The sequence below is a fragment of the Nonomuraea sp. NPDC050556 genome (assembly GCF_044457355.1).
Classification (GTDB): Bacteria; Actinomycetota; Actinomycetes; order Streptosporangiales; family Streptosporangiaceae; genus Nonomuraea.
The window spans coordinates 1,293,457-1,311,449 of sequence record NZ_JBITGU010000001.1 but is presented as its reverse complement, the minus strand read 5'-3'; the positions used below and the strand labels follow the sequence as shown (position 1 = coordinate 1,311,449).

The following is a 17,993-nucleotide window of genomic DNA, read 5'->3' as shown; positions in this document are numbered from 1 at the left end:
GATCTGCTCGAACGCCAGCCCCGCCAAAGCGACCTCCAACTCCAGGTCGGCGGTCTCGGCGCCCGTATCACCGCCAAGGCGCTCACCCGGTTGGGCCGCCCGCTTCCGCCCGCCATCGAAACCCTCGCCGCCACCAACCACCACATCCTCGGCGAGACGTTCCACTCCATGGCCGCGATCCGCTACGGCGATCACGTCGCCAAGATCTCCGCAGCGCCCCGTTCGGCCAGCGTCCGCGCCCTCACCGGAGGGCCCATCAGCAGAAAGGCCGGCGAATCTGCACTGCGCGACCTGGTGACCGCCTTCTTCGCCCGGGACGCCGCTGAGTACGACCTGCGCGCCCAACTCTGCGTTGACGTCGATCAGATGCCGATCGAGGACGCCTCGGTGCTGTGGTCGGAGGATCTCTCACCCCACCAGACGGTCGCCGTCCTGCGCCTGCCTGCCCAGGACCCCTACAGCGACGCCCGTCGCCGCTACGCCGACGACGTCCTGTCCTTCAACCCCTGGCACGCCCTCCAAGCCCACCGCCCCCTCGGCTCCATCATGCGCTCTCGCCGCTACGCCTATCCCAGTTCCAGCGCCTATCGCCACACCGTCAACGGCGTCGCCGAACACGAACCCGCCACGATCGACGAACTTCCCGGCTGAAGACCCGTTGGCGTGGCATCGGATCGGGACGTAGAGCGTCGACGTGCGTCAAGCGCCTGACTCTGTGCTGCTCGGCTCGCCGAGGCCGAGTAGGGCAACCACCTCTGCGACGCCGCCACCGAGTTCACCTCTCGTCGAGGCGCCGCGAGAGTTCGCCGACGTCCAACCCGAGCGGGCATCCACCAGATGCCGGTCGTCGCCGGGCAAGCTGTCATGGGGTGAGCGGTGGTGACCGTGGGCGAGCTTTACCGCTTGGAACGCAGCGGATCACCTCCGCTGCCCGCCGCGGCGGCCGCCTACCTGGCCACCCTGTCCGGCCCCGAGCAACGCAACACCCAGCGCGCCTACCGCTCCACCTTGCGCGCCCTGATCTCCGAGTTCGCCCCGCCCCGCACTCCCGTCCTGCTCGCCGAGTTCGACGACGAACAGAGCGTCGACCGGCTCACCGCCTGGTTCGCCCAACGATGGAACGGAAGCGCCGCTGCGACCTTCAACCGGCACCTGGACGCCCTTCGTTCTGCGGTGTCCTTCTGGATGGACCAGGGCTGGCTGAGCACCGACCCGACCCGCCGACTCCGACGGCGAGGCCGCGCCCCGGATCGGACTCGTGCGCTGGCGGTCACCGACATCGAGGCGCTGTTCGATCTGGAGGCTCCGCTCCGGGAGAAGACGCTGTGGACGATGTTGTACGAGACCGCCGCGCGCGCCAGCGAAGTGCTCCGCCTGGACATCGAACACCTGGACCGGCGCAACCGACGCGCCAAGGTCACCCGCAAGGGCAGCGCAGTCGACATCATCGTCTGGCAGACCCGCACCGCACGCCTTCTACCGAAGCTGCTCGCCGGCCGCGGTAAGGGGCCGGTGTTCCTCACCGAGCGGCGCGCCCGCGCCGCTCTCGCCGCCAGCGATCTGGACCTGGTCACCGGCCGGGCCCGGCTGTCCTATCGTCGCGCTGAGGAGATCTTCAACCAGCTGACCAAACCGCTGGCTCACCCAGATCTCACCGACCCGACAGACCTCGCGGCCGCGCCCGGGTGGACCCTGCACGACCTACGGCATTCCGCGCTTACTCACGCCGCCGAGAACGGCGCCAACGCCGGCACACTCCTGGCCTACTCCGGTCACGCCTCGGTCGCCAGCTTGGCCCGCTACACCCGGGTCTCGCCCGACGCCCTTACCCGCTGGCAAGCCCGTCGCGATCCTCACCGCAGAGGCTGACCAGGCCGAGCTCCGCTCTGCGGCCCGTTTCTGCCGTATTCCGGCGGCACCCGCACTGGATCGCGCCGAACTGCCCGAACGCGGCGGGCACCTCCTCCTCGTTCCGCGCCACTAGCGGAGCGCGGACCCGGCGTGCCTTTCCCTGCCGCCACGTGCCCAGATGACCGGAACGACGTATGACGTGGCTGTCTCACGCGAGCAGCTGACCCTGCCCGAGGGGCGGCGCCCGGGCACGCCGCGTCCCCGTCACACCGAGGCTGATCGAGACCGCGGCCTTGTTGTCGCGATCGTCGCCCCCGCGTGACCGCAGCGGCGCTCTGGCTCCCTGGATCCCCTACGCGAACCAGGAAGGGCAACTGGTCATCCGCACGTGGGTGAGGAAATGGCATGCGGAGGTCGTCGCCCTCCATCCGTTCGCCGGTTGCCTGGACTTCACGGCGCGGCTCTACGGGCCCACCGGCCCGCTCACACCCGGCTCCGTGGCTCGCGGAGAAACCGGATCCTCTGTACGGCTGCCGCTGGTCGGTGACGCGCCTGGCATGGCGCGGGCCCGCCTGCCGTACGCCGTGCTGGAGCACGCGGAATCCGTCTGGGAACGCCCGCGTGATCGTAGGATCCTCCGCGTGAATCTGGACGAAACCGCCACCCAGCTCGGGGTGCCCCTCGACGATATCGACCGCGTGCACCGGCTCGCCGGCGATCGGCCGTCGGCTCCGCTGCCCGCCAAGGCCGACGCGCCCGCGCTCCTCGACCGCCTGGCCGTACGGCCGGACGACGCCGCCGAGATCATGGCAGGCTGGCCGGACCCGGGATCACCCCTGTGGACTCCGGAACTGCGGTGGCTGCTCGACCGCTCGGTCGCCCTGGTCCGCGCCGATCTCGGGGGCCACGGCTGGCTGCCGCCCGGCCCGGAGCTGCCGCGCGAGCGGGGCCCCGCCTGGCGGCATCTGTACGTGTACGCGTACCTGGCACTCACCGGTGTGGTCATGGACTACCACCGCGAGCACGGTATTGACGAAGCCGTCTCGTGGGCGGCTCTGGCGGATCTGGGCCGCAACCTCGCGGTCGACCGGCGGATGCGCGGCGAGGGCTGGCCGGTCATGCAGAGCTGGCTGACACTGCACGCCCGCGGTGCCATCTACGAGCTGGGCCGGCTGCAGTACCACCGCGGCGGGACCGCCATCGACCTGCACATCCCCGAGTCCGGGCCGATGACTCCCGAGGCGGTCGAGGCGTCGCTCGGCGAAGCCCGCGCGTTCTTTCCCCGCCACTTTCCCGACGAGCATTACACCGAGTTCGCCTGCGGCTCGTGGCTGCTCGATCCGCAACTCCTGGAGTACCTGCCAGAGGACTCCAACATCGTCCGGTTCCAGCGCAGGTTCGAGCTGGACCCCTACGAGGAGCCGGAAGGGCTGGACGCCGACGTCGAGGTGCTGCGATTCGTGTTCCGAACCCTGACCACGCCGCTCGACCAGTTGCCGCGCCGTACCGCACTCCAGCGTGCGGTCATCGACCACCTCAAGGCGGGACGGCACTGGCGCATCCGCCGCGGCCACTTCCCGATCTAGGCCAGGAGCTGGGTGGCGGCCAGGCGCGCGTACAACCGGTCCCGCGTGAGCAGGTCGGTGTGACTGCCCACCGCTCGGACCCGTCCCGCTTCCATCACGACGATCCGGTCGGCGTCCGTCACCGTCGACAGGCGGTGAGCGCCCACCAGCACCGTCGTCTCGCGGGCGACCTTGGCGATGACCTCCCGGATCGCCCGTTCGTTGACGGCGTCGAGCTGGGAGGTGGCCTCGTCCATGAGCAGCAGCCGGGGCGGCGCCGGTCCGGTCATCCGCGCCTGGCGCGCGGTTCAACGCCAAGTTCGATCCAGCGTGGGAGCCGCGCTTCGTGATGTACCCGGCCGCTCGCGACCTGCCCAGGATCGGGATGTCCGCGCTACGGGCCGAGGCCTTCCTCACGCTCGAACTCCCGCGGCCGTTCAGCCGGACCAGGGCACAGCCCCGCCACGAGCTGACCCGGGCGGGCCACGCATTGCCGGGGGTGGTGCCCGTCCACCCCGCCGACCAGCCGGATCCGCCCCGCCGTACGGCTGGACATCATGCGCACGAGCAAGGGACGCCCGATGTCGATGGCATGCTCGAGGAAGGAAGCCCACGCGTGACCCTGACCGCGTGATCGATCTCGGGAACGTCCGGCCCATGGCCGATGCCGTACCTCCGGAGAGAGGAATATCCCATGAGGCTCACCCTTCTTGGCGCTACCGGGCGCACGGGCCGGCACGTGCTGGACCAGATACTCACAGCCGGGCACGAGGTCAGCGTGCTGGTCCGCGACCCTGCCAGGCTGCCGCAGCGCCATGACCCCCGCGTCACCGTCGCGTCGTGGTGGTGTCTGCGCTCGGTGCGGGCAGGACAGAGCCGTATCTCGCCATGCTCCTGAAGCGCGAGCTCTTGGCCGACCGCATCAGCAGGGCAGACGTCGCCCATTTCGTGCTCGAGGCGGTCGAAGGGCGGATCTGGTCACGTTACGACGCTGAGCCCCCCACCCGGGCGGCGGGACATTGTTCCCGAGTCTTGAGGCATGGCGCAGCGCCCAGGCCCTGGGGCCAATCCTAAGATCGAAAGCAGGCTGGCCACGATGGACGAGAGCGAGGCGGAGCACGTGATCCGGGTAGTGGTGGTGGACGACGAGGCTCTGGTGCGCTCGGGTTTCAGCCTCATTCTGGGTGCGGCCGACGACATCGAGGTCGTCGCGACCGCGAGCGGAGGAGACGCCGTCGAGACCGTCCGCCGGGAGTCGCCCGACGTGGTGCTGCTGGACATCCGGATGCCGGATGTCGACGGACTCACCGTCCTGCGCCAGGTGCGGATGATGCCGGACGCCCCGGTGGTGGCCATGCTGACGACGTTCGACACCGATGAGTACGTGCTGACCGCGCTGCACTCCGGCGCGGCCGGTTTCCTGCTCAAGGACACCGAACCCGACCAGCTCGCCCACCTGGTGCGTACGCTCGCGGCGGGCGGAGTCGTGCTGTCCCCCAAGGCCTCCCGGGCTTTGCTGCACAACAATCCCGGCACCGAGGATGCGGCTCGCGTCCGGCTGCTCACCCCGCGCGAACGTGACGTCCTGGTCCTGGTGGCGGAGGGCCTGTCGAACGCGGACATCGGGGCGCGTATCCACCTGGGCGCTGGCACGGTCAAAGACCACGTCAGCGCGATCCTCACCAAGCTGCGGGTGACCGGCCGGGTGCAGGCCGCGCTGCTGGCGCAGCGGGCCGGACTGCTGGACGAACGCAAGCAGTCGCAGGCCGGATGATGAGCCGCGCAGGCACCCTGTGGCGGCGTGTGCCCGCGCCGGTCGTCGACCTCGCCCTGGTGGCGGTGGCGGCGCTGGACGTATGGCTGAACACCTGGGAGCAGACCCGCCTCGGCACCGCGTTCGCCCTGCTCGGCTGCGGCGCGCTGCTCTTCCGCCGCAGATTCCCGTTCCCCGTCTTCCTGCTCACCCTGCCGGTCATGGTCGTGACCCAGATAGCCGTCGCTCCGCTCGTGGCGCTGTTCACGCTGGCCGAACGGTCCCGCGACCGACGCTTTCTCGCGGTATGCGTCGCGGTGACGGCCATCGCGGGCAGCATCCCGTGGCCACCGTCCGACCTCTCCGAAGTCGGCCAGACCTTCACGCTGCTCTACTTCGTCTACAACCTGGCGATCGCCATCGCCCCGGTCCTGTTCGGTCAGCTCGTCCAGGCACGACGGGACCTGGCCCGGCGGCTGCAGGAGATCGAGGAGGCCCGGGAACACGAACGCGCCCTGCACGCCCAGGCCGTCGTCGCCAAAGAACGCGCCCAGCTGTCCCGTGAGATGCACGACGTGGTCTCCCACCAGGTGAGCCTCATCGCGGTGCAGGCCGGCGCCCTGCAGGTCGCCACCAAGGACCCGCAGGTCCAAGAGGCTGCCCGCACCATCCGCTCGCTGAGCGTGGCCACGCTCGACGAACTGCGCTCCATGGTCACGCTGCTACGCGCCTCTGGCGGTCACGCCACCGAGCTCACCCCTCAGCCGACCCTGACCGACCTGCGGAAACTGGTGGAGTCGAGCGGCATCGAGGTCATGCTGACCAGGGAACTCCCAGCCATCGTCAGCGCACCCGCCCAGCGAGGGCTCTACCGAACGGTCCAGGAAGCCCTGACCAACGTGCGCAAGCACGCCCCTGGCGCGAGAGCCACCGTCGAGCTGTGGCAGGACGGCAACGACGTCGGAGTGACCGTCACCAACACCCCGCCCACCCGTCCTTCCCTGCCCCTGCCAGGTTCCCGGCAGGGGCTCGTGGGCCTGCGGGAACGCGCCGAACTCCTGCACGGGACCCTGGAGGCAGGACCGACCGCGGAAGGTGGCTACCGGCTGCGGCTCCGTATCCCCCGCGACAACGCCTGAGACCCGGCATCGCGTGGTGTGGCAGGGGGACTCCCCCGAGGCGAGGGCCCCTCCCGAAGTGGTGGGGCGGTTGTCATGAGCGGCGGCGGTTGCGGACGTGGTGGGTGATGAGGGCGGCAGCGCAGGCGGCCGCGACCAGCCCACCCGGCAGCCCGACGGCCAGGTTGCGCCCGATGGCGTTGCCCACGATGTTGACGGCGACGCCGACGACCAGCACGATCCACAGCAGGATTCTCATGCCGTCCAACCTAGAAACGCCCAGCTGAGCCAACCATCCCGTAGACCTGACGCCGATGGTACAGCTGGCTGGAATGTCGGGTTTGGGGTGTTCTCCTAAAGTAGTCAGCATGATGCGCAACGCCTTCGAGGCTCTCGACCGCCTCGCGGGCGGAGTGGGCACCGCCATGCTCGCCCTGCTCACCCTCACGTGCTGGCTGGTCACGCTGGCTCTGTGCGGGCTGGGAGTCGGGTTCCTGATCCTGCCCAAGATGCTCGCACTGACCAGGATGGTGACCGACCGCGAACGCACCCGGCTCTCCCGCTGGGGCGCCCCGGTCCTCACCCCGTCGGCCACCACGGGCCGCGACCTGTCCTGGATCGCCCTGCACGGCACCGCGGGCCTGGTGCTCAGCATCGTCGGCGTAGCGCTGCCCATCAACGCCGTCCGCGACCTGTCACTACCCCTGTGGTGGCGGCTGCTGCCCGAGGGCGAGAGTTCCTCCGCCATCGGCATCCCCGCGCTGACCTGGCCGGCCGTGTGGCTGGTGAGCCTGTCCAGCGTGCTGTGGCTGGTCCTGGCCGTCCTGGTCGGCCCGCGACTGGCGCAGCTGGTCGACTGGTACGGCCGGCGCCTGCTCAGCCCCCACCCCTCGGAAGACCTCACGGAACGCGTCGCCAAGCTCACCGCCACAAGGGCGGGCGCCCTGCGCGCCCACGCCGCCGAGCTGCGCCGTATCGAGCGTTCCCTGCACGACGGCGCGCAGAACCGGCTCGTCGCGGTCGTCGTCATGGTCGCCGCCGCCAAGCGGGCGCTCGCCCGCGACCCGGCCACCAGCGCGATCGCCCTCGAACGCGCCCAGGGCGCCGCCGAGCAGGCCCTGGCCGAGCTGCGCGCGGTCGTGCGCGGCATCCTGCCGCCCGTGCTGGAGAACAAGGGCCTGGCCGGGGCGCTCAGCGCGCTGGCCGCCGAGTGCGGAGTGCCGTGCGGGCTGGAGGTCGGCGAGCTCGGGACGCTGCCGCTGTCGGTGGAGACGACCGCCTACTTCACCGTCGCCGAGGCGCTCACCAACATCTCCAAGCACAGCGGCGCCCGGCGGGCCACCGTACAGGTGAGTCTGAACGGCCAGCAGCTGCGCATCCAGGTACGCGACGACGGCAAGGGCGGCGCGCAGGAACACGACGGGTCCGGCCTGGCCGGAATCCGCCGCCGGGTGGAGTCGCACGACGGCGCCTTCACCCTGACCAGCCCCGATGGCGGGCCGACGACGATCGAAGTGGAGCTACCGTGCGCGTAGTCATCGCCGAGGACGACGCGCTGCTGCGCGAGGGCCTGGCCCTGCTGCTGGGCGGGGAGGGCATCGAGGTCGTGGCAGCGGTGGCCAACCCGGTGGAGTTCATGGCGGCCGTGGAGGAGCACCTGCCCGACGTGGCGGTGGTCGACGTGCGCATGCCGCCCACCCACACCGACGAGGGCATCAAGGCCGCGGTGGCGGCCAGGCGGCTGCATCCGTCGATGACGGTGCTGGTGTTGTCGGCGTACGTGGAGCAGGCGTTCGCCACCGAGCTGCTGGCCGGGGGCGCTGCCGGGGTCGGGTACCTGCTCAAGGAGCGGGTGGGGCGGGTGGCGGAGTTCCTGGACGTGTTGCACCGGGTGGCCAAGGGTGGGGTGGCGATCGATCCCGAGGTGGTGGCGCAGTTGTTCACGCGGCGGATCGACCCTCTGGAGCGGCTGACCGGGCGGGAGCGGGAGGTGCTGGGGTTCATGGCCGAGGGGCTGGGGAACACCGCGATCGCCGAGCGGATGCATGTGACGGAGGGGGCGGTGCACAAGCACATCCGCAGCATCTTCGGGAAACTGGATCTGAGCCCGAGCGACCAGGTCGACCGCCGCGTCGCCGCCGTCCTGCGCTACCTGGAAGGCTGAAGCGACCGCTCCAGGCCGGGCTTTGAGCCCCTAACAGAGGGGTTCTGAGCGCTCTCGATGTGAAGGGTCATTCCCGGGCTGGGCCTAGAGCTCTTCCGGGGCGGCCTTGAGCGTGGCGGTCAGCGCGAAGCCGCCGTCCGGGTGGGGGCCCGCGTGGAGGGTGCCGCCCGCCTGCGCCAGCCGTTCCCGCAACCCACGCAACCCGCTGCCACCACCGTCTCCCGACAAACCGCCACCGTCTCCCGAAAGACCGTCGCCGTCGTCGTGGATGGTCACCGTACGGCCGGACACGGTGATCACCACCGAGCGGGCCCCGCTGTGCCGGATGACGTTGGTGACGCCCTCACGCACCACCCACCCCAGCAGCGCCTCCTCCTGCGCCCCCAGCCCGTCGCCCTCCTGACGCACCCGGAGCGAGACCCCCGCCGCGTCCAACGCGTCACGCGCCCGCCCGAGCTCCCCCGCCAGACTCCCGCTGCGGTACCCGGTGACAGCCTCACGCACCTCCGTCAGCGCCTGCCGCCCCACCGCCTCGATGTCCGCCGCCTGCGCCGCCGCCTGCCCGGGGTCGCGCGGGATGAGCCTGCGCACCGCCTCCGCCTTGACGACGATCACCGACAGCGTGTGCCCGAGCAGGTCGTGCAGGTCACGGGAGAACCGCAGCCGTTCCTCGGCCACCGCCGTCTCCGCCAGCAACTGCCGCGTCTCACGCAGCTCGGTGATCACCTTGTCCATGTTGAGTATCAGCGCCACGACCACACCCGCGCTGAACGTGCCCCACCCCAGCGCCAGGATCGTCTCGATGCCGCGCCCGCCGTGCCAGGCCACCAGCCCCGTGGCCGCCCCCAGGGCGATCATCGCCGGCCGTACCCGCCGCGCGGGAAGGACCGTCCCGCACGCGATGGCGGCCAGCGGGAACAGGTAGAACCACCCGCTGCCGTAGAACCACGACATCACCGCCACCACCGCCACGTGCCCGGCCAGCGCCCACTGCGCGCGCCGCCGGTCGCCGCCGAACGCCAGCAGCACGGCGAGGGAGTAGAGCACGACGGCCACGGCGAGCGCGGCCCACGACAGCCACGCCGGGCTGAACGCGCCGTCGACCGTGTCCCACACCACGCCCACGCAGATCAGGGCGAAGGCGAGGAAGCTCCTACCTTCCCGCATGGGTTCCAAGATAGGTGCTGACCATGCGCAACCAGCGCGTGTAGATGGGCCCGAGAAACGCGTCGGGCGCCAGGCGCGACAACGTCGGCCGATACTGGTTGGCGGGCTCGGCACTGGCCACCCGCGAGGTCAGGGCGGCGCGCCGGGTGCGGGCGCGCTCGTATCGCGCCAGCGCCCGCCGTACGTCGGAAGGCTCCTCGCGCAGCGCTCTGGCCAGCGCCCACGCGTCCTCCAGCGCCTGGTTGCCGCCCTGGGCGACGGTCGGCGGCATGGTGTGCGCAGCGTCGCCCAGCACCGTCACCCGTCCCGAGCTCCACACCTTGGGCACCTTGAAGTGGTAGTGCGGGAAGAACTCCATCTCCTCGTCGCGCACCTGGTCCAGCACCTGGTCCACGGGCGAGGCCCAGTGTCCGAACCGCTCGCGCAGCGGCGGCGGGTTGTGCGTCCAGCGCAGGTCGAACCACCACTGCAGCAGGCCGTTGCCCGCGGGCATCAGCCCGACCATGCCCTCGGGGCCGAGGATCATGAGCCCGCGCCGCGAGGTGGTGATCTCGATGTCGACGGCGCTCAGGCCCTGCCAGGTGGACCACCCGCTGGGCCGGGCCGGGTCCGCCCCCCAGGCCTGCCCGCGTACGGCGGAGCGGTAGCCGTCTGCGCCGACGAGCAGGTCGCAGCTCTCCGTCGTGCCGTCGGCGAAGTGGGCACGCACACCATGCTCGTCCTGGTCGAACCCGGTGAACGTCCTGCTGAACGCCACGGGCACGCCGACGGCCAGGCGCTGGATCAGGTCACGGCGCGGGGTCGACAGATGCGGGTGCCCGTACGCCCTGACCGCGTGCGCCAGGTCGACGCGCAGCAGCACCTTGCCGTCCCAGCTGTGCTGTTCGAGCACGTCCACCGGGGCACCCAGGCCCTCGGTCGGCACGCCCAGCGCGCTGAGCACGCCGGTGCCGTTGCTCCACAGGGTCAGCGCCGCCCCCTCGGTCCGCAGCTTGTCCGCGCGTTCGAAGACGACGACCTCGTGCCCGTCGGCGCCCAGCGCCCGCGCCGCCGCCAGGCCGCCGATACCCGCCCCGATGATCAGAATTTTCACCCTTTATTACTACCACAATAGTACTATCAGCGTAGTGATACCTTGGGTGGGTGGCCCCACCTCAGAACCTGCAGCGGCGCCAGGCTCTCGCCGACGGCGCGATCGCCGTCCTGGCCAGGGACGGCGTGCACGGCCTCAGCCACCGGGCGGTCGACGAGGAGGCCGGGCTGCCCGCCGGGACGACGTCGAACTACTTCCGCAGCCGCGACGCCCTGCTGGGCGCGGCGGCTGAACGCGTCCTGGAGCTCCACCGCGCCGACATGGAGACCGCCGGCTCCATCCCCGTCGGGGGCCTGGTCGAGCTGCTGACCCTGTCGCTACGGATGTCGGCGGAGCTGTACCGCGCCCGCTACCTGGCGATCTACGAGCTCACCCTGGAGGCCACCCGGCGTCCCGCACTGCAGCGCACGCTGGACAAGATCCACGCCGAGGCCGTCGACTTCACCCACGCCCAGCACCGGGCGCTGGGGCTGGCGACCTCCCGGGCGGACGTCGACACGCTGATCGTGCTGTTCGGCGGGGCGCTGTACGCGCTGGTCACCGGCCAGGCCACGGACGCCGAGGCGCTGGCCAGGACGATGGTCTCAGGCGTGCTGCTCGATCAGCCGCTGGAGTAGCTCGACCAGTTGCCAGCGATCGGCGCCCCGGCGCGGCTGCTGGCCCCCGACCTGATCGGCATGGGGCAGTCCGGCAAGCCCGACATCGACTACACCTTCGCCGACCACGCCCGCTACCTCGACGCCTGGTTCGACGCCCTCGACCTGCGCGACGTCGTGCTCGTCGGCCACGACTGGGGAGGGGCGCTGGCCTTCGACTGGGCCGCACGCCACCAGGAAAGGGCCCGCGGCGTCGCGTTCTTCGAGACCATCGTGCGGCCGATGTCGTGGAGTTCGCTGGGCGAGGGCCCCAAGCAGCGCGCCGAGGCGATGCGCCCAGAACGCGGCGAGGAGCTGGTCCTGGACACCAACCTCTTCATCGAGACCGCCTACACCGGCGGCGTCCTCGACCCGCTGAGCCCCGAGCAGCTGTCGGCCTACCTCGCCCCGTATCCGACCAGGGAAAGCCGCAAGCCCGTCCTGCGGTGGGCCCGCTCCCTGCCTCTGGACGGCGACCCGGCGGACGTGACGGAACGCGTGCTCGCCTACGACACGTGGCTGGCCACCACGCCACCGAGGACCAGCCGGAGGCCATCGCCAGAGCCATCGCGGACTGGGCACTCTAAGCCCAGGGCTTTAGTCACTTATCTTGACGGTCACATCTCTTGACTATAACCTCGGAATACCCCCGAAGGGGATGCGGTTAAAGTTTCAACGATCTAAGAGGTGTGACCGTCATGCAGTTTGGAATCTTCACCGTGGGTGATGTCACCACGGACCCGGTGAGCGGCAGGACGCCGTCGGAGCACGAGCGCATCAAGGCCATGACCGCCATCGCGCTCAAGGCGGAAGAAGTCGGCCTGGACGTCTTCGCGACCGGCGAGCACCACAACCCACCCTTTGTGCCCTCCTCCCCCACCACCTTGCTCGGCTACATCGCCGCCAGGACCGAACGCCTGATCCTGTCGACGTCCACCACGTTGATCACCACCAACGACCCGGTGAAGATCGCCGAGGACTACGCCATGTTGCAGCACCTGGCCGACGGCCGGGTCGACCTGATGATGGGCCGTGGCAACACCGGGCCGGTGTACCCGTGGTTCGGCAAGGACATCCGCGACGGCATCCCCCTCGCCATCGAGAACTACGCCCTGTTGCACCGCCTCTGGCGCGAGGACGTCGTGGACTGGCAGGGGCGTTACCGCACCCCGTTGCAGAGCTTCACCTCCACCCCGCGCCCGCTGGACGGCGTGCCGCCGTTCGTCTGGCACGGATCCATCCGGTCGCCGGAGATCGCCGAGCAGGCCGCCTTCTACGGCGACGGGTTCTTCGCCAACAACATCTTCTGGCCCAAAGAGCACTTCCAGCAGCTCATCAACCTCTACCGGCAGCGCTACGCCCACTACGGGCACGGCACCCCCGAGCAGGCCATCGTCGGGCTCGGCGGCCAGGCGTTCGTCCGCAAGAACTCCCAGGACGCCGTCCGCGAGTTCCGCCCCTACTTCGACAAGCACCCCGTCATGGGCCACGGCCCCTCCCTGGAGCAGTACATGGAGGAGACCCCGCTCATCGTCGGCAGCGCCGACCAGGTGATCGAGCGCACACTGAGCTTCCGCGAGTCCTTCGGCGACTACCAGCGCCAGCTGTTTATCGTGGACGGCGGGGGCCTGCCGCTCAAGACCGTTCTGGAGCAGCTCGACATCCTGGGTGAACAGATCGTGCCGGTGCTGCGCGAGGAGTTCGCCAAGGGCCGCCCGGCCAGTGTGCCGGACGGACCCACCCACCGTATTCCTGAAGGGAGTGCCCGATGAGGCTCGTCGTCGTCACGGCCGGGCTCAGCCAGCCGTCCTCCACGCGCCTGCTCGCCGACCGGCTGGCGCAGGCCGTACAGGACAGGGTGGAGGTCGACGTGCGCGTGGTCGAGCTGCGCGAGCTGGCCGTGGACATCGCCAACCACATGGTCGTCGGCTTCCCCAGCGCCCGCCTGCGCGAGGTGCTGGAGGCCGTCGAGGGGGCCGACGCGCTCATCGCGGTCACGCCCATCTTCACCGCCTCCTACAGCGGGCTGTTCAAGTCGTTCTTCGACGTCCTGGACAACCAGGCGCTGAACGGCAAGCCGGTCGTGATCGCCGCGACCGGCGGCACGGCCAGGCACTCCCTGGCGCTGGAGCACGCGCTGCGCCCGATGTTCGTCTACCTGCGCGCGCTGGTCCTGCCGACCTCGGTGTTCGCCGCCTCTGAGGACTTCGGGCACGAGGGGCTCGCGCAGCGCATCGCCAGGGCGGCCGAGGAGCTGGCCGACCAGCTCACGGCGCGGCCCGCCGTACCCAAGGTGGAGGACGAGGTGATCCCGTTCGCCGAGCAGCTGGCCGCCCTACGGCCCTGAGCCCGCCAGCCTGGTCAGCTTGCGCAGGGAGCGCCTGGCCAGGCCGGTCACGATCGGCTGCAGCAGCGGCCACAGCAGGGCGGCGAACGGCACCTCGACCTCCTCGGCCCAGATGACGCGGCTGCCGCCCCCGGCCAGCGGCCGGACCCTGATGGCGCCCCTGCCGCGCACGACCCTGCCGGTGTGCTCCACCCACAGCGCGTGCGGCGGGTCCCATCGGGTGATGCGCATCGTGTCGAGGAAGCCGAGCGTCCCGATCCCGGAGAACGCGGCGATCTCGCCGTCCACCAGCTCGGCCCTGGTCAGGAACATCCACTCCTGGTGGCGCGGCCAGTCGGTGAGCACCTCGAAGACCCGCTCCGGCGCGGCCCGCGACTCGACGGCGGCGCCCGCGTAGACGATCGACACGCTAGATCCCCCTGATGTCGTGGCTCTTTCCCGGCTCGGCGAATTCCATCAGCGCCACGGCTTCCGCGCCCACCTCTTCGCGCTGGGCGGACGTCAGCGGCGCGAACGGCTCAAGCGTCAGCGTCGCCTTGTCACGCTTCCAGATGCCGTGCACGAAACCGTCCACCAGGATCGTGCCGTGCACCTGCCCGTTGATGGTGACGACCCGCTTGCGGTGCTCGTCGGAGATGACCCTGGTGCGGTCGGCGTGGCTGAGCAGCAGGTTGTCGAACGGCGCGAGCAGCCTGACCGGCGCGGGCGCGTCCTCGCCGGGGCGCGGCGCTTGCGGCAGGTCGTACAGCTCGCCGTCGAGCCGGAGCAGGTCCATCCTGCCAACCACGGCGCGCAGGCCGGTCAGCCCCGACCAGGCCTGCATGTCGGCCACGGTGGCCGGGCCGAACGCGGCCAGGTACCGCGCCACCAGCTGCTCCAGCGCGGGCTCCGGGTGCAGCTCGCGCCCCAGCCACGACTCGGCGGTGGCGTAGGCGGTCTGCCCCGCCTTGCCCCACACCGCGCGGGGCGGCACCTGCACCATGCCCACCAGGCTCCGCATCACCTGCGCCAGCGCATCCTGCTTCACGCCGGGGAACCGTTCCGCCAGCCCCGCGCCCAGCGCGGCGGCCGTCAGCGGGGCTTTCTCCAGGAGCTCGCGGCCCGCCTTGACGACCGCTTCGACGTCGAGCTCGCCCAGCCGCTTGCCGTACGCCTGGTTGAGGTAGCGCTCGAGCAGCGGCTGGGTCAGCGGGCGCAACCACAGGCAGTCGGCCGCGCTGACCAGGTGGACGGTGCCGCGCATGAGCACGATCCTGACCACCTGCCGCTCCACCAGCAGCTCGGCCAGCTCCTGCGGGCGGAAGCCGTCCAGCCTGCACCACAGGCCGAAGTACGGCGGGAACGGCGCCTGGGCCTGCAGGCCGACCAGGTGCTCCACCACCTGCAGGGCGGGCATGGCGTGGCGGGTGAGCAGGAGCTGGCGGGCGAGCGTCGCGCGGTTGAGCGCCCTCTGGCTGATCACCGCACCACCTTAGCTTTGCCGTCCCCAGACGTCCGCTTGGGTCGGTTTTCGCGTTGTATATGTATGGACATCTGGTTTGTCGTGTTGCTGACCATCGGCATGCTGATCGCCGGTGGGATGGCAGCGTTGCTCGTCGCGTTCGTGCGCCGCCAGCTCAGGGACGAGCCGCAACGCTGGCTGCACCGCTAGTCAGTCTGACAGGGCCCGGCGCAGCGCGGCGGCGAGTTCTGCTGCCTGCCGCTGGGACACGTCGGCCGAGGCGATCGCCTGCGAGCCGTGGAAGGTGCCCGGCCACTGGTGCAGCTCCACCGCCACCCCGGCCTGCAGCAGGCGCAGGGCGTACTCGATGCCCTCGTCGCGCACCGGGTCGAACTCCGCCGTCGACACATAAGCCGGTGGCAACCCCACCAGATCCTCCGCCCTGCCGGGCGCGGCGTACGGCGTGGCGGGCGTGCCGCCGAGGTAGTGCCGCCACGACTGCGCGATGACCTCGCGGTCCATGCGCGGCGTGTCGGTGAACGTCCGCTGCGACACCGTCACCTGCCGGTCGTCGAGCTCGGGCTGGAACAGCGCCTGGAAGCAGATGCGCGGCCCCCGCTCGTCGCGGGCGACCAGCGCCAGCGCGGCGGCCAGGTTGCCACCGGCACTGGTGCCGCCCACCGCGATGCGCGCCGGGTCGACGCCGAGCTCCCCGGCGTTCTCCGACAGCCAGGCGAGGACGGCGTAGGCGTCGTCGAGCGCGGCCGGATAGGGGTGCTCGGGAGCGAGCCGGTAGCCGACCGAGGCGACCAGCGCGCCGGACGCCTCGGCCAGGCGGCTCGCCCACGGGTGCTCGGTGTCGAGGTCGCCGGTGACGAAGCCGCCGCCGTGCAGCCACACCACCGCGCCCTGTGCCGCAGGCGGCCGGTACAGGCGCACCGGGACGTCGTCCACCCGCACGTCCTGGACCTCCAGGCTGTCGGAGTGCTGGACGGGGAAGGAGGCGACGAGCGCGGCGAGGTTCTTGCGCTCGGTCGCCGGGTCGCTCAGGTCGGACCGGGGAACGAGCGGGACGAACGGTTCGAGTTCTGGATCCATGACCACCATCCTCATGATTCCGGCTTGCCGGATCATCCGCCATACGCCTGTCATTACCCGCGCGTGGCGCGACAGTTGGCGCATATCCTCCCTTTCATGGAGGCTTGGGTGGTACGGCTGTCGCAGCTCGACGACGAGGCGGGCGGCGCGATGCGGGTCGTGATGTTCTACGACACGCTGATGCGGCGCCGGGTCGGGCTGCCCGCGCTGGCGCGTGCCTCGGCCGGGTTCGCCGAATGCGTGGTGGGGATCAAGCTGTTCAGCACCGGTCACTCCGTACGCATGCGTCCGGACGGCCGCGAGCTCACCCTCGGCGACCCGGTCCCGTCGGCCAGCGCGCCGATCCTGCTGGACGAGGAGAAGATCGGCATGGTGTGGCTGGAGCGGCCGCGCCTGGCCGGGCCGTACGACGCGGTGTTGCTGGACCGGCTCGCCATCGCCGTCACCACCGCAGTCGAGCGGTACGGCCCGGCCTCCACCACCATGGCCGACCCCGCACTGGTCGAACTCGTGGTCAGCGGCGGCACCGACGAGGCGGCCAGGGCGCGGGCGCTGCGGCTGCTGGGCTTCGCCCCCGGGCTGCCCGTCCGGGTGGTCGCGGTGCGCACCGAACAGCCGCTCGACCAGGTCGGGCGGCTGATCTGCGGCAACCGCCCGGTCAAGGCCGCGCCCCTGACCGGCACCGGGGTCATCCTGGCCACGACCGTCGCCCTCGACGCCTTCCCGGAAGGCGTGCTGGCGGGGATCGGCGCGGCGGGCAACCCGGCGCAGTCGTGGCGTCAGGCCTGCGTGGCGTTGCGCTTCGCCGGGCCGCGCGAGCCCGTCGTCGAACACGCCCGCCTGGGCGCACTGGCCCTGCTGGCCGACCTGCCGGGCACGGCGTTGCGCGACAACCCCGACGTGGCGGCCATCGGACGGCTGGCGGCGGCGGACCTGGACACCCTGGACGCCTACTGCGCGGCCGGTTCGCAGCGCCGCGCGGCCGACCTGCTGCACCTGCACCACAGCAGCGTCGCGCGGCGGCTGGAACAGATCGGGGCGCTGCTGGGCTTCGAACTCGCCGACCCGGGCGGGGCGCTGCGTGCCCGGCTGGCGCTCATGGCCTGGCGGCTGGCCGCATAGCCGCCACGGCCCGCTCGGCCACCTCGTCCTGGCTCATCCCGACCTCGATCTCGACGACCGGCAGCCCCCTTCGCGCGGTCTCCTGCCTGAGGCGGTCGGTGAACAGGCGGTCGCGTTCGAGCAGGTTCGCCAGGGCCCGTTCCGGATTGCTGGTCCTTCCGGCGATCGACCACAGCGACCCGCGGCTCTCCAGCGCCTGCCTGCGGAAGGCCGGGGTCGGCAGCAGCCAGACCGCCCGCTCAGGCCCGACAAGGTGCGGCAACAACCGGAACCCCTCGGCCACCACGGGCCGGTCACCCGGAAGCTTCCGCAGGTCGTCAAGGATGAGATCGAACGCCTCGCCGCGGAACCAGTGGAAGGTCTCCAGCATCGTTTCCGGCGAGCGGTCCACCCAGCGCTCGTCCATGGTCATGGCCATGAACGCGTGCAGGTAGGGCGCTTCTCGCGGGGTGGATCTGCGGGCGTGCTCCGGCATGACATCGTCGGTGTGATAGACCGCCCAGCCGTACTCGGCTGCCAGGCGGCGCGCGACGGTCGACTTTCCCGCGCCGCTGCCGCCGCCGATCCAGTAGATCATGGAGATCCACTCTGCCATGCTGCGGCGCGCTGACCCAGGGTCTCGTACGGCAGGCGCTACAA

22 protein-coding genes and 1 pseudogene are annotated in these 17,993 nt (G+C 71.0%); 15 read left to right on the top strand and 8 right to left on the bottom strand.

The annotated features are described in order from the left end of the window. The first annotated feature begins 90 nt into the window (after positions 1-90). The 3 genes from ACIBG8_RS06510 to ACIBG8_RS06500 all read left to right on the top strand — a co-directional run bounded on the left by ACIBG8_RS06510 (position 91) and on the right by ACIBG8_RS06500 (position 3,437). On the top strand, positions 91-651 hold the full coding sequence (locus ACIBG8_RS06510; RefSeq protein ID WP_397341526.1) for a hypothetical protein: 561 nt from the start codon (positions 91-93) through the stop codon (positions 649-651). Between the two features lie 252 nt (positions 652-903). Next, positions 904-1,869 (top strand): tyrosine-type recombinase/integrase, encoded by a 966-nt coding sequence (locus ACIBG8_RS06505; protein ID WP_397341525.1) that lies wholly within the window; start codon positions 904-906, stop codon positions 1,867-1,869. A 374-nt stretch (positions 1,870-2,243) separates the two neighbouring features. Further along, positions 2,244-3,437: an acyltransferase domain-containing protein gene (locus tag ACIBG8_RS06500; protein WP_397341524.1), complete on the top strand. Its 1,194-nt coding sequence runs from the start codon at positions 2,244-2,246 to the stop codon at positions 3,435-3,437. Here ACIBG8_RS06500 and ACIBG8_RS06495 read toward each other — a convergent pair. Further along, positions 3,434-3,688, bottom strand: a pseudogene (locus tag ACIBG8_RS06495) (ABC transporter ATP-binding protein); the annotation flags it as partial. The gene ACIBG8_RS06500 and the pseudogene ACIBG8_RS06495 sit on opposite strands and share 4 nt — an antisense overlap. Positions 3,689-3,762: 74 nt before the next feature. Here ACIBG8_RS06495 and ACIBG8_RS06490 point away from each other — a divergent pair. The 4 genes from ACIBG8_RS06490 to ACIBG8_RS06475 all read left to right on the top strand — a co-directional run bounded on the left by ACIBG8_RS06490 (position 3,763) and on the right by ACIBG8_RS06475 (position 6,308). After that, a complete protein-coding gene (locus tag ACIBG8_RS06490; protein ID WP_397341523.1) occupies positions 3,763-4,050 on the top strand; it encodes a hypothetical protein in 288 nt (95 codons plus the stop codon). 60 nt (positions 4,051-4,110) lie between these two features. After that, the gene (locus tag ACIBG8_RS06485) at positions 4,111-4,314 is read left to right on the top strand and encodes an NAD(P)H-binding protein (protein ID WP_397341522.1); all 204 of its coding nucleotides are present in this window, start codon (positions 4,111-4,113) and stop codon (positions 4,312-4,314) included. 198 nt (positions 4,315-4,512) lie between these two features. Beyond that, entirely contained in the window at positions 4,513-5,190 is a 678-nt protein-coding gene (locus tag ACIBG8_RS06480) for a response regulator (RefSeq protein ID WP_397341521.1), read from the top strand. Next, a complete protein-coding gene (locus ACIBG8_RS06475; protein ID WP_397341520.1) occupies positions 5,187-6,308 on the top strand; it encodes a sensor histidine kinase in 1,122 nt (373 codons plus the stop codon). Before ACIBG8_RS06480 ends, ACIBG8_RS06475 begins: the two co-directional genes overlap by 4 nt. A gap of 73 nt (positions 6,309-6,381) precedes the next feature. Here ACIBG8_RS06475 and ACIBG8_RS06470 read toward each other — a convergent pair whose 3' ends face one another. Continuing rightward, on the bottom strand, positions 6,382-6,546 hold the full coding sequence (locus ACIBG8_RS06470; RefSeq protein ID WP_397341518.1) for a hypothetical protein: 165 nt from the start codon (positions 6,544-6,546) through the stop codon (positions 6,382-6,384). A 109-nt stretch (positions 6,547-6,655) separates the two neighbouring features. On the opposite strand from ACIBG8_RS06470, the gene ACIBG8_RS06465 reads away from it, so the two are divergent. Beyond that, a complete protein-coding gene (locus tag ACIBG8_RS06465; RefSeq protein WP_397341517.1) occupies positions 6,656-7,822 on the top strand; it encodes a sensor histidine kinase in 1,167 nt (388 codons plus the stop codon). Further along, a complete protein-coding gene (locus ACIBG8_RS06460; RefSeq protein ID WP_397341516.1) occupies positions 7,813-8,451 on the top strand; it encodes a response regulator in 639 nt (212 codons plus the stop codon). Before ACIBG8_RS06465 ends, ACIBG8_RS06460 begins: the two co-directional genes overlap by 10 nt. 84 nt (positions 8,452-8,535) lie before the next feature. Here ACIBG8_RS06460 and ACIBG8_RS06455 read toward each other — a convergent pair whose 3' ends face one another. Both ACIBG8_RS06455 and ACIBG8_RS06450 read right to left on the bottom strand, forming a co-directional pair. Next, positions 8,536-9,618 carry a histidine kinase gene (locus ACIBG8_RS06455; protein ID WP_397341515.1) on the bottom strand — a complete coding sequence of 361 codons (1,083 nt, stop codon included), beginning with the start codon at positions 9,616-9,618 and terminating at the stop codon, positions 8,536-8,538. Further along, positions 9,605-10,711 carry an FAD-dependent oxidoreductase gene (locus ACIBG8_RS06450; protein WP_397341514.1) on the bottom strand — a complete coding sequence of 369 codons (1,107 nt, stop codon included), beginning with the start codon at positions 10,709-10,711 and terminating at the stop codon, positions 9,605-9,607. Before ACIBG8_RS06450 ends, ACIBG8_RS06455 begins: the two co-directional genes overlap by 14 nt. A 50-nt stretch (positions 10,712-10,761) precedes the next feature. Between ACIBG8_RS06450 and ACIBG8_RS06445 the strand changes: the two genes are divergently transcribed. From ACIBG8_RS06445 to ACIBG8_RS06430, 4 genes are all read left to right on the top strand, one after another. Beyond that, complete coding sequence (locus tag ACIBG8_RS06445; RefSeq protein WP_397341513.1) at positions 10,762-11,328, top strand: TetR/AcrR family transcriptional regulator; 567 nt, start codon at positions 10,762-10,764, stop codon at positions 11,326-11,328. Positions 11,329-11,337: 9 nt separating this feature from the next. Further along, positions 11,338-11,976, top strand: coding sequence for a haloalkane dehalogenase (locus tag ACIBG8_RS06440; RefSeq protein WP_397341512.1), 639 nt, complete (start codon positions 11,338-11,340; stop codon positions 11,974-11,976). Between the two features lie 68 nt (positions 11,977-12,044). Further along, complete coding sequence (locus ACIBG8_RS06435) at positions 12,045-13,118, top strand: LLM class flavin-dependent oxidoreductase (protein ID WP_397341511.1); 1,074 nt, start codon at positions 12,045-12,047, stop codon at positions 13,116-13,118. Further along, a complete protein-coding gene (locus ACIBG8_RS06430; protein WP_397341510.1) occupies positions 13,115-13,693 on the top strand; it encodes an FMN reductase in 579 nt (192 codons plus the stop codon). Before ACIBG8_RS06435 ends, ACIBG8_RS06430 begins: the two co-directional genes overlap by 4 nt. Here the strand turns inward: ACIBG8_RS06430 and ACIBG8_RS06425 are convergent. Together ACIBG8_RS06425 and ACIBG8_RS06420 are read right to left on the bottom strand one after the other, a co-directional pair. After that, positions 13,682-14,101, bottom strand: a complete 420-nt coding sequence (locus tag ACIBG8_RS06425) for an SRPBCC family protein (protein WP_397341509.1) — start codon at positions 14,099-14,101, stop codon at positions 13,682-13,684. The genes ACIBG8_RS06430 and ACIBG8_RS06425 overlap by 12 nt on opposite strands. Before the next feature lies 1 nt (position 14,102). Beyond that, positions 14,103-15,155, bottom strand: a complete 1,053-nt coding sequence (locus ACIBG8_RS06420; RefSeq protein WP_397341508.1) for a winged helix DNA-binding domain-containing protein — start codon at positions 15,153-15,155, stop codon at positions 14,103-14,105. Positions 15,156-15,218: 63 nt separating this feature from the next. On the opposite strand from ACIBG8_RS06420, the gene ACIBG8_RS06415 reads away from it, so the two are divergent. Further along, entirely contained in the window at positions 15,219-15,344 is a 126-nt protein-coding gene (locus tag ACIBG8_RS06415) for a hypothetical protein (protein ID WP_397341507.1), read from the top strand. Here the strand turns inward: ACIBG8_RS06415 and ACIBG8_RS06410 are convergent, their stop codons facing one another. Then, positions 15,345-16,232, bottom strand: a complete 888-nt coding sequence (locus ACIBG8_RS06410) for an alpha/beta hydrolase (RefSeq protein WP_397341506.1) — start codon at positions 16,230-16,232, stop codon at positions 15,345-15,347. 96 nt (positions 16,233-16,328) lie between these two features. On the opposite strand from ACIBG8_RS06410, the gene ACIBG8_RS06405 reads away from it, so the two are divergent. Beyond that, on the top strand, positions 16,329-17,354 hold the full coding sequence (locus ACIBG8_RS06405) for a helix-turn-helix domain-containing protein (protein ID WP_397341504.1): 1,026 nt from the start codon (positions 16,329-16,331) through the stop codon (positions 17,352-17,354). Here the strand turns inward: ACIBG8_RS06405 and ACIBG8_RS06400 are convergent. Continuing rightward, positions 17,329-17,931: a hypothetical protein gene (locus tag ACIBG8_RS06400; RefSeq protein WP_397341503.1), complete on the bottom strand. Its 603-nt coding sequence runs from the start codon at positions 17,929-17,931 to the stop codon at positions 17,329-17,331. The two genes, ACIBG8_RS06405 and ACIBG8_RS06400, sit on opposite strands and share 26 nt — an antisense overlap. Between the last annotated feature and the right edge of the window lie 62 nt (positions 17,932-17,993).